This is a genomic window from Mycolicibacterium rhodesiae, from assembly GCF_002086695.1.
In the GTDB taxonomy this organism is placed as follows: Bacteria; Actinomycetota; Actinomycetes; order Mycobacteriales; family Mycobacteriaceae; genus Mycobacterium; species Mycobacterium rhodesiae.
Map to the genome: position 1 here is coordinate 1 of NZ_MVIH01000016.1, position 19,433 is coordinate 19,433.

Genomic DNA, 19,433 nt, shown 5'->3' on the forward strand with positions numbered 1-19,433 from the left:
CCCCCACCGCCGCCACCACCGCTGTGGTTGCCGCCGTTGAAGCCCGGCTCGGCGACCTCGGCCTCGGTGAGCTGATCGCTGGTGTCGGGAATGATCGTCGGGGCGCAGTTCATCGAGAAACTGTCCTCGGTGTCGGAGTCCGAGCACTGAGCCGCCAGCCTCGGCGCAGGGTCGGCGATGGCGAACACCGCGACGGCCGGGGCGGCCGCGATCGCCAATCCGATTGCGGCATAAAGCAATCGTCGGGTGCTGGTCGAAGCGGTCGTCATGTTCTCAAACCCCCTGGCATACCACGTTGAATCGTCAAAGCGCCAGGGTAGGTGAGGTTCCTGGGAATCGCGACGCGACCGGCGCTATTCACAGCCATGCCGCAGCCGGTGCGGTGTCAGCCGGCCGTACCGATGCCACTTCTGGAGATCGTGAAACCGCGAGCGCCCGCCGCGGTGCAGCTGACCCCACTCTCCTCGGACAGGCACTTGAATTGTCCGAGCGCCATCGTCTTTCCGTAGGCGAGGGTCGGGATCCCCTGTGCGGCGTTGCCGAGGCAGCTGACGCCGGTACACGACTTGAACGTGCCGTCGTTGTTCAACGTGACCGACTGGGGCGGGTTGTCGGTCTGGCAGTACACGCCGTCCTCGCCGACGCGGCCGCCGGTGTTGATCTCACAACTGATGTTGCGCGACGGCGAGTAGAAGCCGCAGTACTGGCCCACCGATGTGCAGACCGAATCGTCAGCCGCCGCACCCGGTGCACCGAGAAGCGAGCCGACGACGAAAACGGTTGTCGCCCCGACAAACACCCGAGCCCGGAAATCTTTCGCCATGCTTACTACTTTGACTGAAGGTCACGGGGTTTGCTGGCGATTCAGCAAAACAGGGGTCCGCGGTCGGCCCGCCGCGTCGAGCGTGCGGGTTGTCGTCGACATTTGGCGCCTTCTCCACCGAGATCCCGCACGGTCGGCGAACAAAAGCCCCGCAACCCACAGGGGGTTCGGGGCTTATGGCGGTGGCGGAGGGATTTGAACCCTCGGACGGGGGTTACCCGTCACACGCTTTCGAGGCGTGCTCCTTAGGCCGCTCGGACACGCCACCGCCGAAGAGCTTACGTGTCGCGGGCGGACTAACCCAAATCGCGTTGACGAGCGAAAAAGCCCTCCAACAGCGCGGCGCACTCGTCGGCAAGCACTCCCCCGCGCACCTCCGGCCGATGCGTCAGCCGCCGGTCGCGCACCACATCCCAAAGTGAGCCCGCGGCACCGGTTTTGGGTTCCCAGGCGCCGAACACCACCCGCGCCACCCGCGCCATCACCAACGCGCCCGCGCACATCGTGCACGGCTCGACGGTCACCGCCAGCGTCGTCCCCGCCAGCCGCCAGCCGTCGCCGTACACCCGGGCTGCCGCCCGCAGCGCCAGGATCTCGGCGTGGGCGGTCGGGTCACCGAGCTTTTCGCGGGCATTGGCTGCCCGGGCCAGCTCGGTGCCGTCGGGGCCGAAGACCACCGCACCGATCGGCACATCCTCGGAGCCGGCCAGCCCGGCGGCGTCGATGGCCGCGCGCACCAGAAGTTCGTCGGCGGTCACCGATCGAGTCGGTCGAGCACTGCTGACAGCTCGTCGGCGAAACCCATCTCTCGCGCGATCCGGCCGAGTTGTTCGTCGGCGTACAGATCGGTCTCGTCGAGGATCACGCTCAGCACCGGCTCGGGCAGCCCGATATCGGCCAGGACACCGAGGTCGCCCTCCTCAAAGGGGTCGGCGTCTTCGAGATCTTCCGGCGAAATGTCGGCGTCCAGAGTCTCCAGCGCCTCGGCGGCAATGTCGTAGTCCAGCGCTGCCGTCGCGTCCGACAGCAGCAGCCGGGTACCCGACGGTGCCGGCCGCACGATCAGGAAGAACTCGTCGTCGATGTCCAGCAGTCCGAACACCGCGCCGGCACTGCGTAATTCTCGCAACTCCGTCTCGGCGGCAGTCAGGCTGGTCAAAACCTTTGCGCTCATGGCCGAGCAACGCCACTTGCCGTCTTCGCGAACCACGGCGACCCCGAAGCCATCCGGGGCCTCCGACCCGGGGCTGTTCTGGGCACGCTGTGCTTCCATGGGCGCATACGCTAGTCGCTGATCAGGCCTTTTGACCAGGTACCCATCTGCTGTGCGGTTTGGATGTGTCAACCTGGACATGTGACGAAGACACCCGTGTGCGTCCTCGGTCTCGGGCTCATCGGCGGCTCGGTGCTGCGGGCGGCGGTCGCGGCCGGGCGTGAAGCACTCGGCTACAACCGATCCGTCGAGGGCGCCCAGGGTGCGCGGTTCGACGGTTTCTCCGCCACGACCGATCTCACCGAGGCGTTGGCGTGGGCGGCCGAGCGCGAGGCGCTGATCGTCCTCGCCGTCCCCATGCCCGCGGTGTCGCAATTGCTCAGCCACATCAAGGATGTCGCAGGCGAATGCCCGCTGACCGACGTGATCAGCGTCAAGCGGGCGGTGCTCGACGCGGTGCGCACGGCCGGCTTGCTTGACCGCTACGTCGGCGGTCATCCGATGGCCGGCACCGCCCACTCCGGTTGGACCGCGGGCAACGCCAGGTTGTTCGCGGGAGCGCCGTGGGTCCTCACCGTCGATGAGCACGTCGATGCTCGGGTGTGGGAGCAGGTGATGCACCTGGCGCTGGACTGCGAGGCCGTCGTCGTCCCCGCCACGTCCGACGAGCACGACGCGGCGGCCGCCAGCATTTCGCATCTACCGCATCTGCTCGCCGAGGCATTGGCGGAGACAGCCGGCGAGGTACCGCTGGCATTTGCTCTGGCGGCCGGCTCATTTCGGGACGGCACGCGCGTCGCGGCAACGGCCCCCGATCTGGTGCGCGCCATGTGCGAGGCGAACGCCGAGCAGCTGCTGCCAACCCTCGACCGCGCGTTGGAGTTGCTGAACCAGGCCCGCGCATCGCTTGCCGACCGGGGCTCGGTGGCCGAACTCGTCGAGGCCGGCCATGCCGCCCGCGCGCGCTACGACAGCTTCTCGCGCCCGCAGATCGTGACCATCGCGATCGGAGAAGAGGATTGGCGCGCCGAACTCGCGGCCGCCGGTCGGGCCGGCGGCGTGATCAGATCCGCTCTGCCAGTCCTGGGTAGTCGACGATAAAGCCATCGGCGTCGACCGTGATCGTGGTGTCGGCGACCGGCGAGTGCAGTTTGATGCCCTCCCCGGCGTCCGGCCCGGAGCTGCCATAGCTGATGGTGGCCTGCTTGACGGTCAGGTCGGGCAAACTCACATACACCACCGGCAGCGTCACCGACTCGACCCGTTGATACAGGCCGGTGCGCCGGATCGGCAGCGCGTTGAAGAACGGGCTGAAGACGACGTCGACGTCCAACGCCCCTTCGTAGGCACCTCGCGACTGGCCCTGGTGATCGGTGATGAGCCACATGCCTTCCTCGTCGCGGGCGATCGACAGCTGCCGATCCCGCTCGGCAAGGGTGACGCTCATGGACAGCCGTTTGGTCGCGCCTGTCTCGTCGGTCACCAGGTCATAGGAAGCACTGAAGGCCGGGTTGGTCTCGGCGGCCGCGGCGACGATGCGGCCGTAGGCCTTGATCCGCTTACCCGATAGCTGGACCCGGGCGGACTCCATCCGCGAATCGTCGTGCGCGCGCCAGGTCAGGATCGCCGGCCAGGCGCTTTCTGTCGCGTCGTTGGCTGCACTCACCCGTCTACCGTATGCGACGGGGCGCCCCGTTCGTAACCAGGTCGGGAAGTGCGGCTCATCTGTGATGTGGGTACGCGTGCGTCCAAACTGACCTCGTCGTCGAGCAACGGCTGCGGCATCCGCCGGAATCGGCCCGAGCCGGGCACCGAAGCCCACACGGCCAGCGCCAGCAGCGCATCGAGCACCAGGGCCAGCACCGTCACCAGCAACGCACCTACCAGGGCGAGATAGAACTGGCGGACCTTGATGCCGTCGATCAGGTAGCGCCCAAGGCCGCCGAGGCTGGCGTAGGCGGCCACCGTCGCCGTCGCCACCACTTGCAGGGTCGCCGTGCGCAGTCCACCCAGAATCAGCGGCAGCGCGTTGGGTACCTCGACGCGCAGCAAAACCCTGGTCTCGGTCATGCCCATCGATCGGGCGGCATCGACCACCGCCGGGTCGACGTTGGCAATCCCGGCATAGGTGCCGGCCAACAGTGGCGGGATGCCCAGCAGCATCAGCGCGACGGTCGGCGGCAGCAGCCCGAGCCCCCACAGCAACACCCCGAGCAGAAGTACGCCCAGCGTCGGCAATGCCCGCAGGGCGTTGACCCCGGTGACCACCAGGAAGGTGCCGCGCCCGGTGTGCCCGATCAGCATGCCGATGGGGACGGCGATGAGGGCGGAGACGACGACGGCGACCGCGGTGTACTGCAGGTGTTCGGCGATGCGGACCGCCAGGCCGGCCCGGCCGCCCCAATTGGCGCCGGTGAAGATGTAGGCCAGCGCCTGCTGCAGGAAGTTCATGAGCTCGCCTTCACCCGGGCCCACGGGGTGATCAGCCGCCCGGCCAGCAGGATCAGCACGTCGATGACGATCGCCAGCAGGAAGATCGCGATGATGCCTGCGAGGATCTGATCGCTCTTGTCGGCTTGGTATCCCTCGGTGAACCAGGTTCCCAGCCCGCCGATCCCGATGACCGAACCCACCGACACCATCGAGATGTTGGTCACCGCAACCACTCGAAGTCCGGCGATCAGGACCGGAATCGACAGCGGCAGTTCGATTTTCAGCATCCGCGAGACCCGGGTATAGCCGACCGCGGTGGCGGCGTCACGCACCTGGGCAGGTACCGCGTCGAGCGCCTCGGGCACGGCTCGCACCAGCAGCGCGGTCGTGTAAAGGGTCAAGGCGACGATGACATTGGCCTCGTCGAGGATTCGGGTCGGGATGATCAGCGGCAGCACCACGAACAATGCCAGCGATGGGATCGTGAAGATGATGCTGGCTGTCACCGTGGTCACCCGGCGCAGCGCGGTGGTCCGCCACACGTAGGCGCCCAGGGGCACCGCGATGACCAGACCCAGCACCACCGGAACCAGCGACAGCCGCAGGTGGATCACCGTCAGCGCCCACGCCTTGTCCAGATGGGTCAGTAGGTAATTCATTCGTGGGTCGTCCGTTGGGCCTCTAACGCTTCCAGAACGTCGTCGGCCTTGACCCCGCCGATCACCTGACCGTCGTCGTCGACGGCCACTCCCAGACCCGCCGGGGAGGACAGCGCCGCATCAAGGGCCAAGCGCAACGTACCGCCCGGAGTGAACAGCGATCCCCCCGCAATCGTGCTGTCGTACAAGGAACTTCCACTCCGATGTAGCTGCACGCCGTCGGCGTCCAGCCAGGCGTAGGGCCGACCGTCGTCCTTGGTCACCAGTCGCCAATCCCCGGGCGCGAGCGTCAGCGCATCGATCTCGGCCTCGGTGACCGTCTGAATGTCGTGCAGCGGCAATCCGGAGGCTTGGCGGAACTGCAGGCCGCGGTAGCCACGGTCGGTGCCGATGAACCCGGAGACGAATTCGTTTGCGGGATTGGACAACAACCGGGCAGGTGCGTCGTATTGCTGCAAGGTACCGCCGGGGCCGAACACCGCAACCCGGTCTCCCAGTTTGATCGCCTCGTCGATGTCATGGGTGACGAACACGATGGTCTTCTTCAATTCGCCTTGCAGACGCAGAATTTCGGCTTGCAGCTCATCACGCACCACCGGGTCGACGGCCGAAAACGGCTCATCCATCAGCAGCACGGGCGGATCGGCGGCCAGCGCGCGGGCCACCCCGACACGCTGCTGTTGACCGCCGGACAGTTGCGCGGGATAGCGATCACCGAGCTTGGGGTCGAGGCCCACCCGCTCCAGCACCGCGTAGGCGGACTTGCGGGCGGCCCGCCGGGACTCGCCTTTGAGCACCGGCACGGTTGCGACGTTGTCGATCACCCGCTGGTGCGGCATCAAACCGCCGCTCTGGATGACATAGCCGATCCCCAGACGCAGCTTGACCGGGTTGACCCCGGCGATGTCGCGGCCGTCAAGGGTGATCGTTCCGGAACTGGGCTCGATCATCCGATTGATCATCCGCATCGAGGTCGTCTTACCGCAGCCCGACGGCCCGACGAACACGGTCAGCGTGCCGGTCGGCACCTCCATGCTCAGATCGTCGACGGCGACGGTGCCGTCCGGGTAGGTCTTCGTGACGCCTGTGAAGGTGATCATCTATTTCCCGATCGGCTTGTCGAAACCGTTGTCACGTATCCACTTTCGCGCCGCCTCGTCGGGATCGACGCCGGAGTTGCCGGACACGGCGGTATTGAGTTCGATCAGTCCCTCGGTGCTCAGCTTCGCCGACACCGCATCCAGCACGGTCTTGAGTTCGTCGGACTTCTTCTGCGAACTGACCAGCGGCACGACATTGGCCGCCAGGAAGTTGTTCTTCGGGTCTTCCAGGACGACCAGCTTGTTCTGGGGAATGGCCGGCGAGGTGCTGAAGATGTCGGCAGCGGTGACGGTACCGTCGACCAGCGCACGCACCGTCGCAGGACCACCGCCGTCACTGATGGAGATGAAGTTGTCCGGCTTGATGTCGAGCCCGTACTTGGCCTTCAGGCCGGGCAGGCCCTCGGTGCGACTCTGGAATTCCGATGGCCCACCGAACTTGACCTCCGCGGAATGTGCGGCCAAGTCGCCGATGGTCTTGAGATTCCACTTCTGCGCGGTGGCTTCGGACACGGCGACGGTGTCGGTGTCGTTGGCCGGCGAGGGGGTCAGGATCGACAGATCGCCGGGAAGCACCCGGAACAACGCCAACTCGACTTGATCCGGGGTAGTCACCGTGGTCTTGGAATCGAAGTACTGCAACAGGTTTCCGGTGTACTCCGGCACCAGGTCGATGGAATGGTCACGCACCGCGGGAATGTAGGTCTCGCGGCTACCGATACCGAACTGCCGGCCCACGGTGAAACCGTTGGCCTCCAAGGCTTGGGCGTAGATCTCGGCGATGATCTTCGACTCGGGGAAATCCGCCGAGCCGACAACCAGATTCTTCAGATCACCTGATGCCGATCCACCACCGAGCGGGTTTGCGCTGCCACAGGCGGCCACCACCGGCAGCACGAGAGTGAACAGTATCGCCGCAAACCACAGTCGCTTTCCGCCCCGCGACGCATTCATGCGCGTCCTTTCACCCCGACCCGTTTTTTCGACAGTAACGGCACTTACCGTCCTGCGCCGAGGTTTAGATCAGGGCAAACGTCACCGATCTGTCATCTCCCCATTGTTTCCGCGCGGTCTGGGAGGGAACAATAGACGGGTGACGACCAGTGAACCGATGGGCGAGCACCACGAGCCGATGCCGCCGAGCCCGCAGGCACCCCCGGCGGCGGCCAGCACGCCCGCGTCGGTCAAAGAAGTCAAGTTCACCCGTGCGGCGGCCCTGTGGTCTTCGCTCATCGCCGGACTGCTGGTTCTGACGATCCTGCTGGTCTTCATCGCCCAGAACACCGAATCGGCCTCGTTCGCGTTCTTCGGCTGGCACTGGTCGCTTCCGCTGGGTGTCGCGATCCTGATGGCGGCTGTGGCCGGCGGCCTGGTGACCGTCCTGGCGGGGGCGGCGCGCATCTTCCAACTCCGCCGTGCCGCGAAGAAGAACCTGAAGGCAGCCCGCCAGATTTAGCCGAACGCCTCGAGCCCGCGGCTGATCAGCACCGCGACAGCCTCTCCCGCCTGGTCGTCGCTGGCGGTTACGTCCGCGGCCATCCGGCGCCGGAAGTCGATGCCGGCCACGATGATCGCCAACTTGAAGTACCCGAGGGCCATCTGGAAATTCCAGTGTGCCAATGGGTTTCCGGACATCACCGAATAGCGCTGGGCCAGATCGTCGGCCGACGGCATCTGGGGAGCCGTCCATGACTTGCGCTCCTGGCTGAGCAAGTCCAACATCGGATCCCGTTGCACACACATCACGGCGACGTCGGCCAGCGGGTCACCGAGCGTGGACATCTCCCAATCCAGCACCGCCCGAACAACTGTCGGGTCCCCGGGGTCGATGATGGTGTTGTCGATGCGGTAATCGCCGTGCACGATCGAGCTACGACTTTCCGACGGCACCGCGCCGGCCAGTTTGGAATGCAGCCGTTCGACGTCGGCGTCGCGCGGATCGTCAGGCAGCCGAACATGCTGCCACTGCGAACCCCAGCGCCGCACCTGCCGTTCGAGATATCCGACGGGCTTGCCGAAGTCGCCCAAGCCCACGCTGTCAGGGTCGATCTCATGGAGGTCGGCAAGCACCCGGATGAGACTGTCGACGCAATCACTGACCACGGCGGCGTCGCCGAGCGCATCCAGTTCGGCGCGGGTGCGGACCACTTGGCCCGCCACGTATTCCACCATCTGGAACGGTGCGCCCCCGACCGAGTCGTCGTCGCGCATGGTGACCGCGGGCGCGACCGGCACCGGGCTGCCGGCCAGCGCGGCCACCACCCGGTACTCGCGAGCCATATCGTGCGCCGACGGGGTGAGACCATGCAGCGGCGGGCGGCGCAAGACCCACTTGGAGGCGTCGTCGAAAATCAGAAAGGTCAGGTTCGACCGGCCACCGGAGATTAACTCCGCCTGCAACTCTCCGCTGCGCGGAATGCCCGCCGATCGCAGATGCCGGTCGAGTGCCGCCAGGTCGAGACCGTCGGAAGAAGTCACCCGCTATGTATAGCTAATAGCGCTGGTTGCGCGGCAGGAGATCCCAAACATGTTCGGTGGTGTTGACCGCCGCCACCGTGCCGAACCCGCTGCGGGCGTACAGCAGGCGGGTGATCGACACGTAATCGATGGGGAACGACAGCAACCGCTTGGTGCCGAGCAGTTCGTGCAGGATCACGTTGATCACGCCGCCGTGACTGAATACGGCGACGGTCTCGTCGTGGTCGGCCGCCGTGACGATATCGGTCAGCGCCGCACCCACCCGGCCGCGGAACTCGTCCTCGTCGACGGTGCTCGGCAACCGGCCATCGGCCATCCGCGCCCACTCCTCGGGCCGCTCTTTGCGCACCTGTTCGATCGGCACGTAGTGGGACAGCCCGCGGTCGTACTCGGCCAGCCGGTCGTCGATGTCGACGGTCAGCCCGGTGGCCTTCGCGACCGGCTCGGCGGTCTGCAGCGCACGCCGCTGCGGGCTGCTGATCAGCCGGGCGAGCGGGAATCGGTCCAGCGCCTCAGGCAGCCGCCGAGCCTGGTCCCAGCCCTCGTCGGACAGTTCCGGATCACTGCCTTCACCGGCCTCGGTGCGGTGTGGCAGGGCATGCCTGACGAGCAGCAGCTGCATGGGTGCGGTGGTCCTTTCACGCGCCGAGCGTGCGAGTTGTCGCGGATTCTTCGACGATTTTCAACGATATCCCGCACGTTCGGCGAGCTCGGCGAGAACCTCGTCGGTGTGCTCACCGAGCTTCGGGGCGGCCGACCGCGGCGCCCACGGGGTGCCGTGGAAGTCGGCAGGGGTGGCGATCATCGGGCCGCCGTCGGGCACGTCGACCAGACCGCCCGCGGCGTGGAACTGCTCGTCGGCGAGGACGTCCTCCATCGAGTTCACCGGCGACCAGAACAGGTCGGGCTCGGCGTCGAACGTGGCAGCCCACTCCGCGAGCGTCTTCGTCGCGAAGATCTCGTCGAGGGTCGCAATGAGCTCACGGGAGTTGATCGCGCGGTCTCGGGCAGTCGCAAACCGGTTGTCGGTCAACCACTCCGGGCGCCCGACCGCGCGGCACAGCGACGGCCAATGCCGGTCGGCTTCCAGTCCGACGATCCAGAGTCGCCGCCCGTCGGCCGCCAGGTAGTTGTTCATACACGGGTTGAACATCGTCTCGCGCTGACCGATCGCGATCGGATTGCCGGTCAGCAGGAAGGTGTTCAGGTCGAAGCTGACGGTGTATGCGCCCTGGCGGTAGAGCGAGGTCGTCACCAGCTGCCCTTCGCCGGTGCGGGCGCGGGCCACCAGTGCGGCGTTGATGGCTGCCGCCAGCGTCATACCCGTCATGTGATCGCCCATGCCGCCCCGCTGGAACGGCGGGCTGTCGCCGGGACGGGTGAGCAGATCGGCCACCCCGGAGCGGGCCCAGAACGCGGCGACGTCGTAGGCCGGGCGGTTCGCTTCGGGTCCGGTCTCGCCGTAACCGGTGATCAGGCCGTAGATCAGCCCCGGATTGAGGGCGGCCACCGACGGATAGTCCAGATCGAGCCGTCCGAGCGCGTCCGGCCGGACGTTGGTGAGGAAAACGTCTGCCTCCGTGAGTAATTGGCGCGCGGTCGCCAGCCCACCGTCGGTGGTGAGGTCGAGCACGATGCTGCGCTTGGACCGGTTGTCCATCTCGAACGGCGGGTTGGTGCCGTCGTCGAGTCCGAGCATCCTGCCGAACATCCGGCCCGGGTCGCCGGTCGGCGGTTCGATCTTGACGACGTCGGCACCCCAGTCGGCCAGGATTCCTCCGGCGGCCGGCCCGGCGACCCACACCCCGAGCTCGACAACCTTGATGCCCTCCAGCGGTCCGGCCATCGCCGCCCCTTTCGCTATGCGTTCGCCAAAGGCTAGTGGTTCCGCGTTCGGAGAATGCTATTCTCCGAACGGAGATTGAGGAGTTCCATGACGAGAACGGAAAGTCCCGCGGACCTCGACACCGCGACGCTTGGCCGATGGCTCGACACCCAGGACGCCCCCGGCCATGGCGAGGAGCCCGTCGCCGAGATTCTCAAGGGCGGCTCGCAGAACATGCTGTACCGGATCACCCGCGGTGGTGAAGGCATGGTTCTGCGGATGCCGGGGCCGCGCGCCGACGACCGGCGCCTCGGTGAGCTGCTTCGCGAGATCCGCCTGGAACGGGCGTTGAAGGGCACTGACGTGCCGCACGCCGAACTGGTCGCCGCCGATGAGAGTGGTGAGGTGCTCGGCAAGCCGTTCTATCTCATGAAGGAAGTCGACGGCTGGAGCCCGATGGAGGGCGGCTGGGAGTCGCCGTTCGACACCGACCTCGACGCCCGCCGCGACCTCGCGTTCCAGCTGATCGAGGGTGCGGCGAAGCTCGGCCGGGTGGATTGGAAGGCGCAAGGCCTGGACGGGTTCGGCAAACCCGACGGGTTCCACGACCGACAGGTGGATCGCTGGTTGGCGTTCCTCGCCGCGTTCCAGGTGCGCGAACTGCCTGGGCTGGACGTCGCGTCGCAGTGGTTGCGCGACAATCGGCCCGCCCACTACACCCCCGGGATCATGCACGGCGACTATCAGTTCGCCAACGTCATGTACGCCCACGGCGCACCCGGGCGGCTGGCCGCGATCGTCGACTGGGAGATGACCACGATCGGCGACCCGCTGCTGGACGTGGCATGGGCGCTGCTCGGCTACGACGGCGAACATCCCAAGGACACCGGCTTCTACCTGCCGATGGACGGTATGCCCACCCGCAGTGAACTGTTGGCGCACTATGAGAAGGTCAGCGGGCTGGGATGCGAGAACATCCACTACTACCTGGTGCTGGCCAATTGGAAGCTGGGCATCGTGCTGGAGAAGACCTACGCCGCCGCGGTCAACGGTGGCACGGCAGACCCGAAAGTGGTCGAGGCCTTCGGCGCGATGGTGCCCGATCTGATCGCCACCGCGGCCCGGTTGGCGCAATCCGGTGAGGAGGCCTGAATGGGCTACGCAGACGCTCTTTTCGATCTGACCGGCCGCGTGGTGCTGGTCACCGGCGGCAGCCGCGGCCTGGGCCGCGAGATGGCGATGGCGGCCGCGCGCTGCGGCGCTGACGTGGTGATCGCCAGCCGCAAGTTCGACACCTGCGTTGCGACAGCCAAGGAGATCGAGGCCGAAACTGGCTGTACCGCAATGCCGTTTCGCGTGCACGTCGGTCGCTGGGATGAGCTCGACGGGTTGGTCGAGGCGGTTTACGACCGCTTCGGCAAGCTCGATGTGCTGGTGAACAACGCCGGCATGTCACCGACCTACGACAAGCTGACCGATGTCAGCGAGAAACTCTTCGACGCGGTGATGAACCTGAATCTGAAGGGGCCGTTCCGCCTTTCGGCGCTGGTGGGTGAACGCATGGTCGCCGACGGGGGCGGTGTGATCATCAACGTCAGCACCCACGGTTCGTTGCGGCCGCATCCGTCGTTCATTCCGTACGCGGCCTCCAAGGCCGGGCTGAACGCGATGACCGAGGGCCTGGCCGCGGCATTCGGGCCGACGGTGCGGGTCAACACGTTGATGCCCGGGCCGTTCCTCACCGACATCAGCAAGGCGTGGGGCCTAGGGCTCGGCCCAACAGATGGGCCCAGTGGTACCGAGAATCCATTCAGCCGCCACGCCCTGCAGCGGGCCGGTGAACCAGCCGAAATCATCGGCGCCGCACTGTTTCTGATGTCCGATGCCTCCAGCTTCACCACCGGCTCGATCCTTCGGGTCGACGGCGGAATCCCGTAAAGGAGTACGACGATGGCATGGGACTTTTCCACCGAGCCGGAATTCGAGGAGAAGCTCGAGTGGATCCGGAACTTCGTGCGCGACGAGGTCGAACCCCTTGAAGTCATCTTCCCGAGCTGCGAGTTCCTGCCGCTGAACGACGAGCGCCGCAGGATTGTCGACCCGCTCAAGCAGAAGGTACGCGACCAGGGTCTGTGGGCGCCGCACCTCGGGCCCGAGCTCGGCGGCCAGGGCTTCGGGGCCGTCAAGCTCACGTTGATCAACGAAATCCTGGGCCGCGCAACGTGGTCGTCGATCATCTTCGGCACCCAGGCGCCCGATACCGGTAATGCCGAGATCCTCGCCCGGTTCGGCACCGAGGAGCAGAAGCAGCGGTACCTGACGGGGCTGCTGTCCGGGGAGATCTTCTCGACGTTCTCGATGACCGAACCGCAGGGTGGATCCGATCCCCGGGTGTTCACCACCCGCGCGGTGCGCGACGGCACCGGAGAAGACTCCGACTGGGTCATCAACGGCCGCAAGTACTGGTCGTCGAACGCCTCGGTGGCGTCGTTCTTCATCGTGGTCGCGATCACCGACCCCGACGTGCCCGTCCACACCGGCGCCTCGACGTTCCTGGTTCCCGCCGACACCCCCGGCGTCCACATCGAGGCGACGCACCACCTGGTCGGCTCGCACTCCCACGACCCCGGGCACTCACTGGTGCACTACGACAATGTCCGGGTCCCCGCGTCGGCGATGCTCGGCGAAGAAGGCCACGGCTTCGGCGTCGCCCAGTCCCGGCTGGCCGGCGGGCGCCTGCATCACGCGATGCGCTCCATCGGGGTGGCCCAACGCGCGATCGACGCGATGGCACGCCGTGCGAAAAGCCGCTTCACCCAGGGAAGTCTGCTGGCCGACAAGCAGCTCATCCAGGAGATGGTGGCCGACTCATTCGTGGAGCTGACCCAATTCCGGCTCATGGTGTTGCATGCCGCGTGGCTGGTCGACACTGCCGGTGAGCGGGCCGCGCGGGAGGAGATCGCGGCCTGCAAGATCGCGACCGCCAGTGTGCTGAAGTCCATCGGCCTGCGTGCGATCCAGGTGCACGGCGGCCTCGGACTGACCGACCAGATGCCGCTGACCAGCGTGCTCATGGGTGGGATCACACTGGGGATGGCCGACGGCCCCACCGAGGCGCACAAGGTCAACCTGGCCCGCCAGCTCCTCAAGGGCTACGAGGCGGAGGATTCGGTGTGGCCCAGTGAGTTCCTGCCCAATCGGATCGAGCGAGCCCGGGAGAAGTACGGCCACCTGGTCGATCGCATTCCCGCGCTTCCTGTTTCGCCGTGACAAGCAGGGCCGCGGCCGCCGTGGTGCGGGCGCTTGACGACCGGCAACGCGAGGCCACCGAGGATGTGGAGCGCATCCTGGCCGCCGCACTGCGGGTGCTGCAGCGGGTCTCCCCCGACGCCCCGCGAGTCAGCGACATCGTCGCCGAGGCGGGCGTCTCCAACAAAGCGTTCTACCGCTACTTCGCCGGCAAGGACGATCTGATGTTGGCGGTCATGGAACGTGGTGCGGGAATGGTGGTTTCGTACCTGCAACACCAGATGGCCAAGGAAGCCACCCCGAAAGGAAAGATCACCCGCTGGATCAGCGGGGCGTTGGCCCAGGTCGCCGATCCGGAGCTGATCGGCATGAGCCGGGCTCTGGTGGTGCAGATGTCCGATTCGGACAAGCGCCGGCTCGGCGAAGAGGAAATCCTGGCCGCCATGCGCGAGCTGCTGGTCGAGCCGATTCGCCAGCTCGGTAGTAGCGATCCCCAGCGTGATGCCGACGCGGTGTTCGTGTGTACCGTCGGCACGATGCGCCGCTATGTGAACTCCACCGACCAACCGGGTCGCAAGGACATCAATCACCTCGTCGGGTTCTGTCTGCGAGGCCTCGGCCTCCCGGAAGCGACCAGCTGATGCGCGCCGTCGTCTGCCGCGAGTACGGCACCCCGGAAGACCTGGTACTGGACGAATTGCCAGACCCCACACCGGGTCCCGGTCAGGTGGTCGTCAAGGTGCATGCCGCCGCGGTCAACTATCCCGACGTGCTTCTGATCGCAGGCAAGTACCAGATCAAGGTACCGCCGCCGTTCAGCCCGGGCAGTGAGTTGGCCGGTGAGGTGCTGGCCGTCGGCGACGGCGTCGAGTTCCGGCCGGGCGATCGAGTGTCGGCCACCACGTTCGTCGGCGGGTTCGCCGAGCAGGCGCTGGTCGACGCGCGTGGTCTGACCCGCGTTCCGGACGGCGTCGACTATGCCGATGCCGCCGCGTTCGGGGTCACCAACCGCACGGCCTACTACACCCTGCGCACCGTCGCTCCCGTCCGGCCCGGCGACTGGGTGGTCGTCCTGGGCGCCGGCGGTGGTGTCGGCCTGGCCGCCGTCGACATCGCGGTTCTGATGGGCGCCAAGGTCATTGCCGCCGCGTCGGGCGCCGAGAAGCTCGAGGTGTGCCGCCGGCGCGGCGCCACAGAGGTCATCGACTATGACCGGGAGGACCTCAAGAGCAGGCTCAAGGAGATCACCGGTGAGGCGGGCACACGCGTGGTGCTCGACCCGGTCGGCGGCCGCTACTCCGAGCCCGCCCTGCGCAGCCTCGGCCGCGGCGGAAAGTTCGTGACGCTGGGCTATGCGGCCGGCGAGATCCCCCGGATACCGTTGAACCTGGTGATGCTCAAGGGGATCACAGTGCAGGGCATGGAGATCCGGACGTTCGCCACCGACTATCCCGACGACATCGCGCGCGACGACGCCGAGCTTGCGCAGTTGTTCGCCGAGGGCAAGCTGCGTCCCTACCTCGGGGCGCGGTTCCCGCTGGAGCAGGCGGCGACCGCGCTGCGCTACGTAGCCGACCGCAAAGCGATCGGCAAAGTCGTCATCGACGTCACCTAGGCCTCGCGAGCAGACACAAACTCCCCCGACACGCCGGTGAAAATGGGGAGTTTGTGTCTGCTCGCGGGAGAAATGTCTAGGGCGTGATGATGTTGAAGCTCGGGTCCGGCTGATCCAGCGCACCGAGAAAGGTCTGCAGCGCTTGCGGATCGCCGGTGGTCTCCAGACCCGGTGACGTGAAATCGCCTGCCGCGGCGGCCAGTAGCCGCAGTTTGGTGGCCATCCGGATGGTGGCGGTCGCCGTCGACTCGTCTGCCGGGCACTGCCGGTAGACCAGCACACCGTTGCGCAGGGTGAGCCGGTAGTTGGCGTCGAGGTCGGCGAACGTCACATCGAGCGCGATGTCCAGATCCCACGACCGCGGCCCGTTGACGCTGATCGCCAGCACGTCGAACATCTGCTCCGGGGTGAGCTGGGCCAGTAGCGTCGTCGGCGACACCTGGGTGGGCGTGCCGAAGTTGCCGTCGCGCAGCTCGGTGGCACCGGACAGGAAGAAGTTGCGCCACGTCGCACACTCGGCGCCGTACGCCATCTGTTCGAGTGTGTCGGCATACAACTCCCTGGCACCCGCATGCTGTTCGTCAGTGAAGATGACGTGATCGAGTAGCGTTGCCGCCCAACGGTAGTCACCGGATTCCGCAGCCGTGCGGGCCAGCTCGACCACCCGGTCGGCACCACCCATCGCCTCGACGTAGCGCGGCCCGATCGCTTCCGGCGGGTGCGCCCACAACCGCGCCGGGTTGCCGTCGAACCAGCCCATGTAGCGCTGGTAGACGGCTTTGACGTTGTGGCTGACCGATCCGTAGTAGCCGTGCGCATGCCACGCCTTGTGCAGCGCGGGCGGCATCTGGAAGCCTTCCGCGATCTCGATGCCGGTGTAGCCCTGATTGAGCTGCCTTAGCGTCTGGTCGTGCAGGTAGGCATAGAGATCGCGCTGGAGGGAAAGGAATTCGACGATATTGTCCTGCCCCCACGTCGGCCAGTGATGCGAGGCGAACACCACGTCGGTGCGGTCGGCGAACGTCTCGATGGCCTCGGTCAGATACCCGGACCATCCGTGCGGGTCACGGACCAGTGCCCCGCGCAACGTCAACAGGTTGTGCAGATTGTGCGTCGCGTTCTCCGCCATGCACAACGCGCGGAACTTCGGGAAGTAGAAGTGCATCTCGGCGGGCGCCTCGGTGCCCGGGGCCATCTGGAATTCGATCTCGACGCCGTCGATGGTGTGTTTCTCACCGGTGGTGGTGATGTCGATGGTCGGCACGATGATCGCCACCTCGCCGGTCGACGGGGTCTGGCCCAACCCGCAGCCGACCTGCCCTTGCGGGCCACGTTCGAGGACGGCGCCGTACATGTAGCCGGCACGACGGGCCATCGCCGTCCCGGCATAGACGTTCTCCTGGACGGCGTGCTCGGTGAACCCCTCCGGGGCCAGCACCGCAACCTTGCCCGCATCGACGTCGGCCTGGGTGGTCACGCCGAGGACTCCGCCGAAGTGGTCGACGTGGGAGTGCGTATAAATGACCGCGACCACGGGCCGGTCACCACGGTGCGCGCGGTAGAGCGCCAACGCGGCCGCGGCCGTCTCGGTGGAGACAAGCGGATCGATCACCACGATGCCTGTGTCACCCTCGATGAAGCTGATGTTGGACAGATCCAGTCCGCGAACCTGGTAGATGCCCTCGACCACCTCGTAGAGGCCCTGTTTGGCCGCCAGGATGGACTGTCGCCACAGACTCGGGTGGACCGATGCCGGCGCATCTCCGTCGAGGAATCCGTACGCGTCGTTGTCCCACACCACCCGTCCGTCGGCGGCTTTGACCACGCACGGACTCAGGGCGGCGATGAAGCCGCGGTCGGCGGCGTCGAAGTCCGAGGTGTCCTCGAACGGCAGGGACTCCAGGTGCTCGGCATGGGCGGCCTCGATGACGGCGGAAGGCGGCTTGGGTGTCATACCGTAATCCTCGCCTAGGACGACCTCGTCAGGTCCAGAATCCGTTGAGAGGTTGGGCATACTTGTCGTTGTTGGTCATCGGCGGCAACCCGAGCGCGTCCTCGATGGTGCGCAGCGTGCTGTAGTGGTCGTAGTGGTCGGTGACGACGAAGGCGCCGCCTTTCATGCCGCCCGCGCTCACCGCCATCGGCGAGGGGATCACCACCGTGACGACATGGTTGCCCTCGTTGCCGAAGCCCAGCGTGATGTTGTTGTTGTCCTCGTCGAACGTGACGATCAGCACCGACTTGGTGGTGTTCCAGACCTCCGAGTTCATGATCGTCGGCACGTTGTCCGCCAAGAACTGGTCGAGCGCGGGGACGTTGTACTGGTGGCGCGGATCGATCTGCGAGAACGCGAAGTGCGCGACTCCGGCCAAGGAGCTGACCGGGCCTTCACCGTTGGAGTCCTCGTCGGCGGCGAACCACACGAAATCAGGTGTGGTCGCGTCTGATTGGAGGTCGGTCGCCATCTGGGTCAGCGGGAACATGTGCGCTGCCGCATAGGACTGGTTGTCACCGATGCCGGCGAATGCCGGCCAGGGCGTCTGGTCGGTCGAGTAGTTCGCGGTATTGACCAACGGCTGGCCTGGCGTCATGCCTTGGGCGTAGGCAGCCCACGTCTTGCTGTGGGTGTCCAGGTTGACGGCGAGGTTGTTCGGATCGGTGATGCACACCGACTTGCAGTTGTAGGTCTTGCCGTAGACCTGGCCGCCGACGATCGCGTAGTAGTTCGGCAGGCTGGGGTGGGTCACCGCGTAGTAGTTGTTGGCGAGCCCGTAGCCGTTGATCAAGCTGTTGAGGAACGGCGCGTTGGGGCTTCCGACGATGTCGTTGTAGCCCTTGTTCTCCATGTAGACCAGGAAGACATGGTCGAGCGGCTGGACATCGGACACCGGCGGCGCCGGCGCTGGTGGTGCGGGTTGCGCGGTGCCGATGCTGAAGGACAGGTTGTCGGCGTACGCGTTGTTGTACCGGGCCGTGAAACCGATCACCACCGGATTCAGGTCGTGCATGGTCAAGGTGACGACGGCGCTGCGGGTGCCGACCGGGACGGTTCCGATGGCGGTGCGTTGCCGGAACCCGGTCTGCCCCCACCGATCCAGGTTGGAGACCGGCCCGATCGTCGAACTTCCGAGGTAGAGCTGATTCTGGTCGAGGAAGGTGACTTTCACACTGGCGAAGGACGGATCCAGTAGATAGCCGCCCAGGTAACCGTTGAGGTTGAACGGTACTGTGCCGCTGTCGATCTCCGCACTGGAGGCACTGAGGTCCACGGTCTGGGAAAGCTTGGACGTGGCCACGTCTCCGCCACCGAAGAACTGGGCGCCGCCTCCGGGAGGCGCCGCGTTGACGCCCGGGAACGAGACGATGGCGGGGAGGTTCGGCCATGCGAAGCTCAGCCCCACCGGCCACGCGTTGCGTAGTTCGCCGTACTGAACCACGGTCGGGGTGCCGGTTGCCGTCCACCCCGGCACACTGACGGTGCTGTTGCCGTACCCGGCCGGATCGCCGAGCTCGGCGCCCGGGTTCGTCAGCAGATTGGGCCCGGTTGCCGGAACAGCTGTGGTCGTGACCACGCCCGCCTTGCCGATACCGGTGATGCGACGCAGCTCATTGCCTGCGTAGGCCAGCATCGATGAGACTGCCGCCGGAGAAGGCGGCGTGCCGTCGCCGACCAGAGAATGCAACGCGGTGGCAATCGAGTGCGCGGTGGGAGGATGGCCGACCGGAGCCGAAAGTTGCGCTGGTTTGGCCACTTTGGCAGACCCCGGGCCGGCAGCCAAACTGGGCGTCACCCGGTGCGTCTTGCCCACTGCCGCGGGTTTCGGCTTGGCGGCCGATGCCGTGCTACCCGAGGCGGTCGAGGTGTTCGATGGCTGGGCGTCCGCCACACAGGGCGTACTTGCCAACCAGGAACCGATCCCCAGGGCTACCGCGAGCGCCCCGACCCTGCCGATATGTGCTGCATTGCGCATGACCCGTACTCCCGCCGACCCGATAGACCAGATCGTACGAAGTACGGGCCCTGCGCGGACCGTAATT

20 protein-coding genes, 1 tRNA gene and 1 pseudogene are annotated in these 19,433 nt (G+C 66.4%); 7 read left to right on the top strand and 15 right to left on the bottom strand.

What is annotated here, in order from left to right:
* The 5 genes and pseudogenes from BST42_RS23750 to BST42_RS23770 all read right to left on the bottom strand — a co-directional run.
* Positions 1-269 (bottom strand): annotated as a pseudogene (locus BST42_RS23750) (hypothetical protein); the annotation flags it as partial.
* A gap of 116 nt (positions 270-385) precedes the next feature.
* Positions 386-823: a hypothetical protein gene (locus BST42_RS23755; RefSeq protein ID WP_083121789.1), complete on the bottom strand. Its 438-nt coding sequence runs from the start codon at positions 821-823 to the stop codon at positions 386-388.
* A 177-nt stretch (positions 824-1,000) separates the two neighbouring features.
* Positions 1,001-1,091, bottom strand: a tRNA-Ser gene (locus BST42_RS23760).
* Positions 1,092-1,119: 28 nt separating this feature from the next.
* On the bottom strand, positions 1,120-1,581 hold the full coding sequence (locus BST42_RS23765; protein ID WP_083121790.1) for a nucleoside deaminase: 462 nt from the start codon (positions 1,579-1,581) through the stop codon (positions 1,120-1,122).
* Complete coding sequence (locus BST42_RS23770; RefSeq protein ID WP_036341938.1) at positions 1,578-2,096, bottom strand: tRNA adenosine deaminase-associated protein; 519 nt, start codon at positions 2,094-2,096, stop codon at positions 1,578-1,580. Before BST42_RS23770 ends, BST42_RS23765 begins: the two co-directional genes overlap by 4 nt.
* A gap of 96 nt (positions 2,097-2,192) precedes the next feature.
* Here BST42_RS23770 and BST42_RS23775 point away from each other — a divergent pair, with 96 nt between their 5' ends.
* Entirely contained in the window at positions 2,193-3,137 is a 945-nt protein-coding gene (locus BST42_RS23775) for a prephenate dehydrogenase (RefSeq protein WP_237159581.1), read from the top strand.
* Here BST42_RS23775 and BST42_RS23780 read toward each other — a convergent pair.
* The 5 genes from BST42_RS23780 to BST42_RS23800 are packed head-to-tail and all read right to left on the bottom strand — an operon-like array spanning position 3,100 to position 7,182.
* A complete protein-coding gene (locus BST42_RS23780) occupies positions 3,100-3,702 on the bottom strand; it encodes a putative glycolipid-binding domain-containing protein (RefSeq protein WP_083121792.1) in 603 nt (200 codons plus the stop codon). The genes BST42_RS23775 and BST42_RS23780 overlap by 38 nt on opposite strands.
* Positions 3,699-4,487 carry an ABC transporter permease gene (locus BST42_RS23785; protein WP_083121865.1) on the bottom strand — a complete coding sequence of 263 codons (789 nt, stop codon included), beginning with the start codon at positions 4,485-4,487 and terminating at the stop codon, positions 3,699-3,701. Before BST42_RS23785 ends, BST42_RS23780 begins: the two co-directional genes overlap by 4 nt.
* Positions 4,484-5,128 carry an ABC transporter permease gene (locus BST42_RS23790; RefSeq protein ID WP_083121793.1) on the bottom strand — a complete coding sequence of 215 codons (645 nt, stop codon included), beginning with the start codon at positions 5,126-5,128 and terminating at the stop codon, positions 4,484-4,486. Before BST42_RS23790 ends, BST42_RS23785 begins: the two co-directional genes overlap by 4 nt.
* On the bottom strand, positions 5,125-6,228 hold the full coding sequence (locus BST42_RS23795; protein WP_083121794.1) for an ABC transporter ATP-binding protein: 1,104 nt from the start codon (positions 6,226-6,228) through the stop codon (positions 5,125-5,127). The genes BST42_RS23790 and BST42_RS23795 overlap by 4 nt, the downstream gene beginning before the upstream one ends.
* On the bottom strand, positions 6,229-7,182 hold the full coding sequence (locus BST42_RS23800) for an ABC transporter substrate-binding protein (RefSeq protein ID WP_083121795.1): 954 nt from the start codon (positions 7,180-7,182) through the stop codon (positions 6,229-6,231).
* Between the two features lie 178 nt (positions 7,183-7,360).
* On the opposite strand from BST42_RS23800, the gene BST42_RS23805 reads away from it, so the two are divergent.
* Positions 7,361-7,684 carry a LapA family protein gene (locus tag BST42_RS23805; RefSeq protein WP_237159582.1) on the top strand — a complete coding sequence of 108 codons (324 nt, stop codon included), beginning with the start codon at positions 7,361-7,363 and terminating at the stop codon, positions 7,682-7,684.
* Here BST42_RS23805 and BST42_RS23810 read toward each other — a convergent pair.
* From BST42_RS23810 to BST42_RS23820, 3 genes are read right to left on the bottom strand one after another with little or no spacing between them, the layout of a single operon-like run.
* On the bottom strand, positions 7,681-8,706 hold the full coding sequence (locus tag BST42_RS23810; RefSeq protein ID WP_083121796.1) for a phosphotransferase family protein: 1,026 nt from the start codon (positions 8,704-8,706) through the stop codon (positions 7,681-7,683). The genes BST42_RS23805 and BST42_RS23810 overlap by 4 nt on opposite strands.
* Before the next feature lie 13 nt (positions 8,707-8,719).
* On the bottom strand, positions 8,720-9,328 hold the full coding sequence (locus BST42_RS23815) for a histidine phosphatase family protein (RefSeq protein ID WP_083121797.1): 609 nt from the start codon (positions 9,326-9,328) through the stop codon (positions 8,720-8,722).
* 60 nt (positions 9,329-9,388) lie between these two features.
* Positions 9,389-10,552, bottom strand: coding sequence for a CaiB/BaiF CoA transferase family protein (locus BST42_RS23820; protein WP_083121798.1), 1,164 nt, complete (start codon positions 10,550-10,552; stop codon positions 9,389-9,391).
* Positions 10,553-10,639: 87 nt separating this feature from the next.
* On the opposite strand from BST42_RS23820, the gene BST42_RS23825 reads away from it, so the two are divergent.
* From BST42_RS23825 to BST42_RS23845, 5 genes are read left to right on the top strand one after another with little or no spacing between them, the layout of a single operon-like run.
* Complete coding sequence (locus BST42_RS23825) at positions 10,640-11,683, top strand: phosphotransferase family protein (RefSeq protein WP_083121799.1); 1,044 nt, start codon at positions 10,640-10,642, stop codon at positions 11,681-11,683.
* Positions 11,684-12,469 carry an SDR family NAD(P)-dependent oxidoreductase gene (locus BST42_RS23830; RefSeq protein WP_083121800.1) on the top strand — a complete coding sequence of 262 codons (786 nt, stop codon included), beginning with the start codon at positions 11,684-11,686 and terminating at the stop codon, positions 12,467-12,469.
* Positions 12,470-12,481: 12 nt separating this feature from the next.
* Positions 12,482-13,801 (top strand): acyl-CoA dehydrogenase family protein, encoded by a 1,320-nt coding sequence (locus tag BST42_RS23835; RefSeq protein WP_083121801.1) that lies wholly within the window; start codon positions 12,482-12,484, stop codon positions 13,799-13,801.
* Entirely contained in the window at positions 13,798-14,421 is a 624-nt protein-coding gene (locus BST42_RS23840; RefSeq protein WP_083121802.1) for a TetR/AcrR family transcriptional regulator, read from the top strand. The genes BST42_RS23835 and BST42_RS23840 overlap by 4 nt, the downstream gene beginning before the upstream one ends.
* Positions 14,421-15,395 carry an NADPH:quinone oxidoreductase family protein gene (locus BST42_RS23845; RefSeq protein WP_083121803.1) on the top strand — a complete coding sequence of 325 codons (975 nt, stop codon included), beginning with the start codon at positions 14,421-14,423 and terminating at the stop codon, positions 15,393-15,395. The genes BST42_RS23840 and BST42_RS23845 overlap by 1 nt, the downstream gene beginning before the upstream one ends.
* Positions 15,396-15,471: 76 nt before the next feature.
* Here the strand turns inward: BST42_RS23845 and BST42_RS23850 are convergent, their stop codons facing one another.
* Together BST42_RS23850 and BST42_RS23855 are read right to left on the bottom strand one after the other, a co-directional pair.
* A complete protein-coding gene (locus BST42_RS23850; RefSeq protein ID WP_083121804.1) occupies positions 15,472-17,349 on the bottom strand; it encodes an alkyl/aryl-sulfatase in 1,878 nt (625 codons plus the stop codon).
* A gap of 28 nt (positions 17,350-17,377) precedes the next feature.
* Entirely contained in the window at positions 17,378-19,282 is a 1,905-nt protein-coding gene (locus BST42_RS23855; protein ID WP_237159576.1) for an alkaline phosphatase family protein, read from the bottom strand.
* Between the last annotated feature and the right edge of the window lie 151 nt (positions 19,283-19,433).

Excerpts from the sequence above, each read along its gene's own strand:
- BST42_RS23755 (WP_083121789.1), bottom strand. The coding sequence starts at position 823 with ATGGCGAAAGATTTCCGGGCTCGGGTGTTTGTCGGGGCGACAACCGTT.
- BST42_RS23770 (WP_036341938.1), bottom strand. The coding sequence starts at position 2,096 with ATGGAAGCACAGCGTGCCCAGAACAGCCCCGGGTCGGAGGCCCCGGAT.
- BST42_RS23785 (WP_083121865.1), bottom strand. The coding sequence starts at position 4,487 with ATGAACTTCCTGCAGCAGGCGCTGGCCTACATCTTCACCGGCGCCAAT.
- BST42_RS23790 (WP_083121793.1), bottom strand. The coding sequence starts at position 5,128 with ATGAATTACCTACTGACCCATCTGGACAAGGCGTGGGCGCTGACGGTG.
- BST42_RS23795 (WP_083121794.1), bottom strand. The coding sequence starts at position 6,228 with ATGATCACCTTCACAGGCGTCACGAAGACCTACCCGGACGGCACCGTC.
- BST42_RS23800 (WP_083121795.1), bottom strand. The coding sequence starts at position 7,182 with ATGAATGCGTCGCGGGGCGGAAAGCGACTGTGGTTTGCGGCGATACTG.
- BST42_RS23805 (WP_237159582.1), top strand. The coding sequence starts at position 7,361 with ATGCCGCCGAGCCCGCAGGCACCCCCGGCGGCGGCCAGCACGCCCGCG.
- BST42_RS23815 (WP_083121797.1), bottom strand. The coding sequence starts at position 9,328 with ATGCAGCTGCTGCTCGTCAGGCATGCCCTGCCACACCGCACCGAGGCC.
- BST42_RS23820 (WP_083121798.1), bottom strand. The coding sequence starts at position 10,552 with ATGGCCGGACCGCTGGAGGGCATCAAGGTTGTCGAGCTCGGGGTGTGG.
- BST42_RS23825 (WP_083121799.1), top strand. The coding sequence starts at position 10,640 with ATGACGAGAACGGAAAGTCCCGCGGACCTCGACACCGCGACGCTTGGC.
- BST42_RS23830 (WP_083121800.1), top strand. The coding sequence starts at position 11,684 with ATGGGCTACGCAGACGCTCTTTTCGATCTGACCGGCCGCGTGGTGCTG.
- BST42_RS23835 (WP_083121801.1), top strand. The coding sequence starts at position 12,482 with ATGGCATGGGACTTTTCCACCGAGCCGGAATTCGAGGAGAAGCTCGAG.
- BST42_RS23845 (WP_083121803.1), top strand. The coding sequence starts at position 14,421 with ATGCGCGCCGTCGTCTGCCGCGAGTACGGCACCCCGGAAGACCTGGTA.
- BST42_RS23850 (WP_083121804.1), bottom strand. The coding sequence starts at position 17,349 with ATGACACCCAAGCCGCCTTCCGCCGTCATCGAGGCCGCCCATGCCGAG.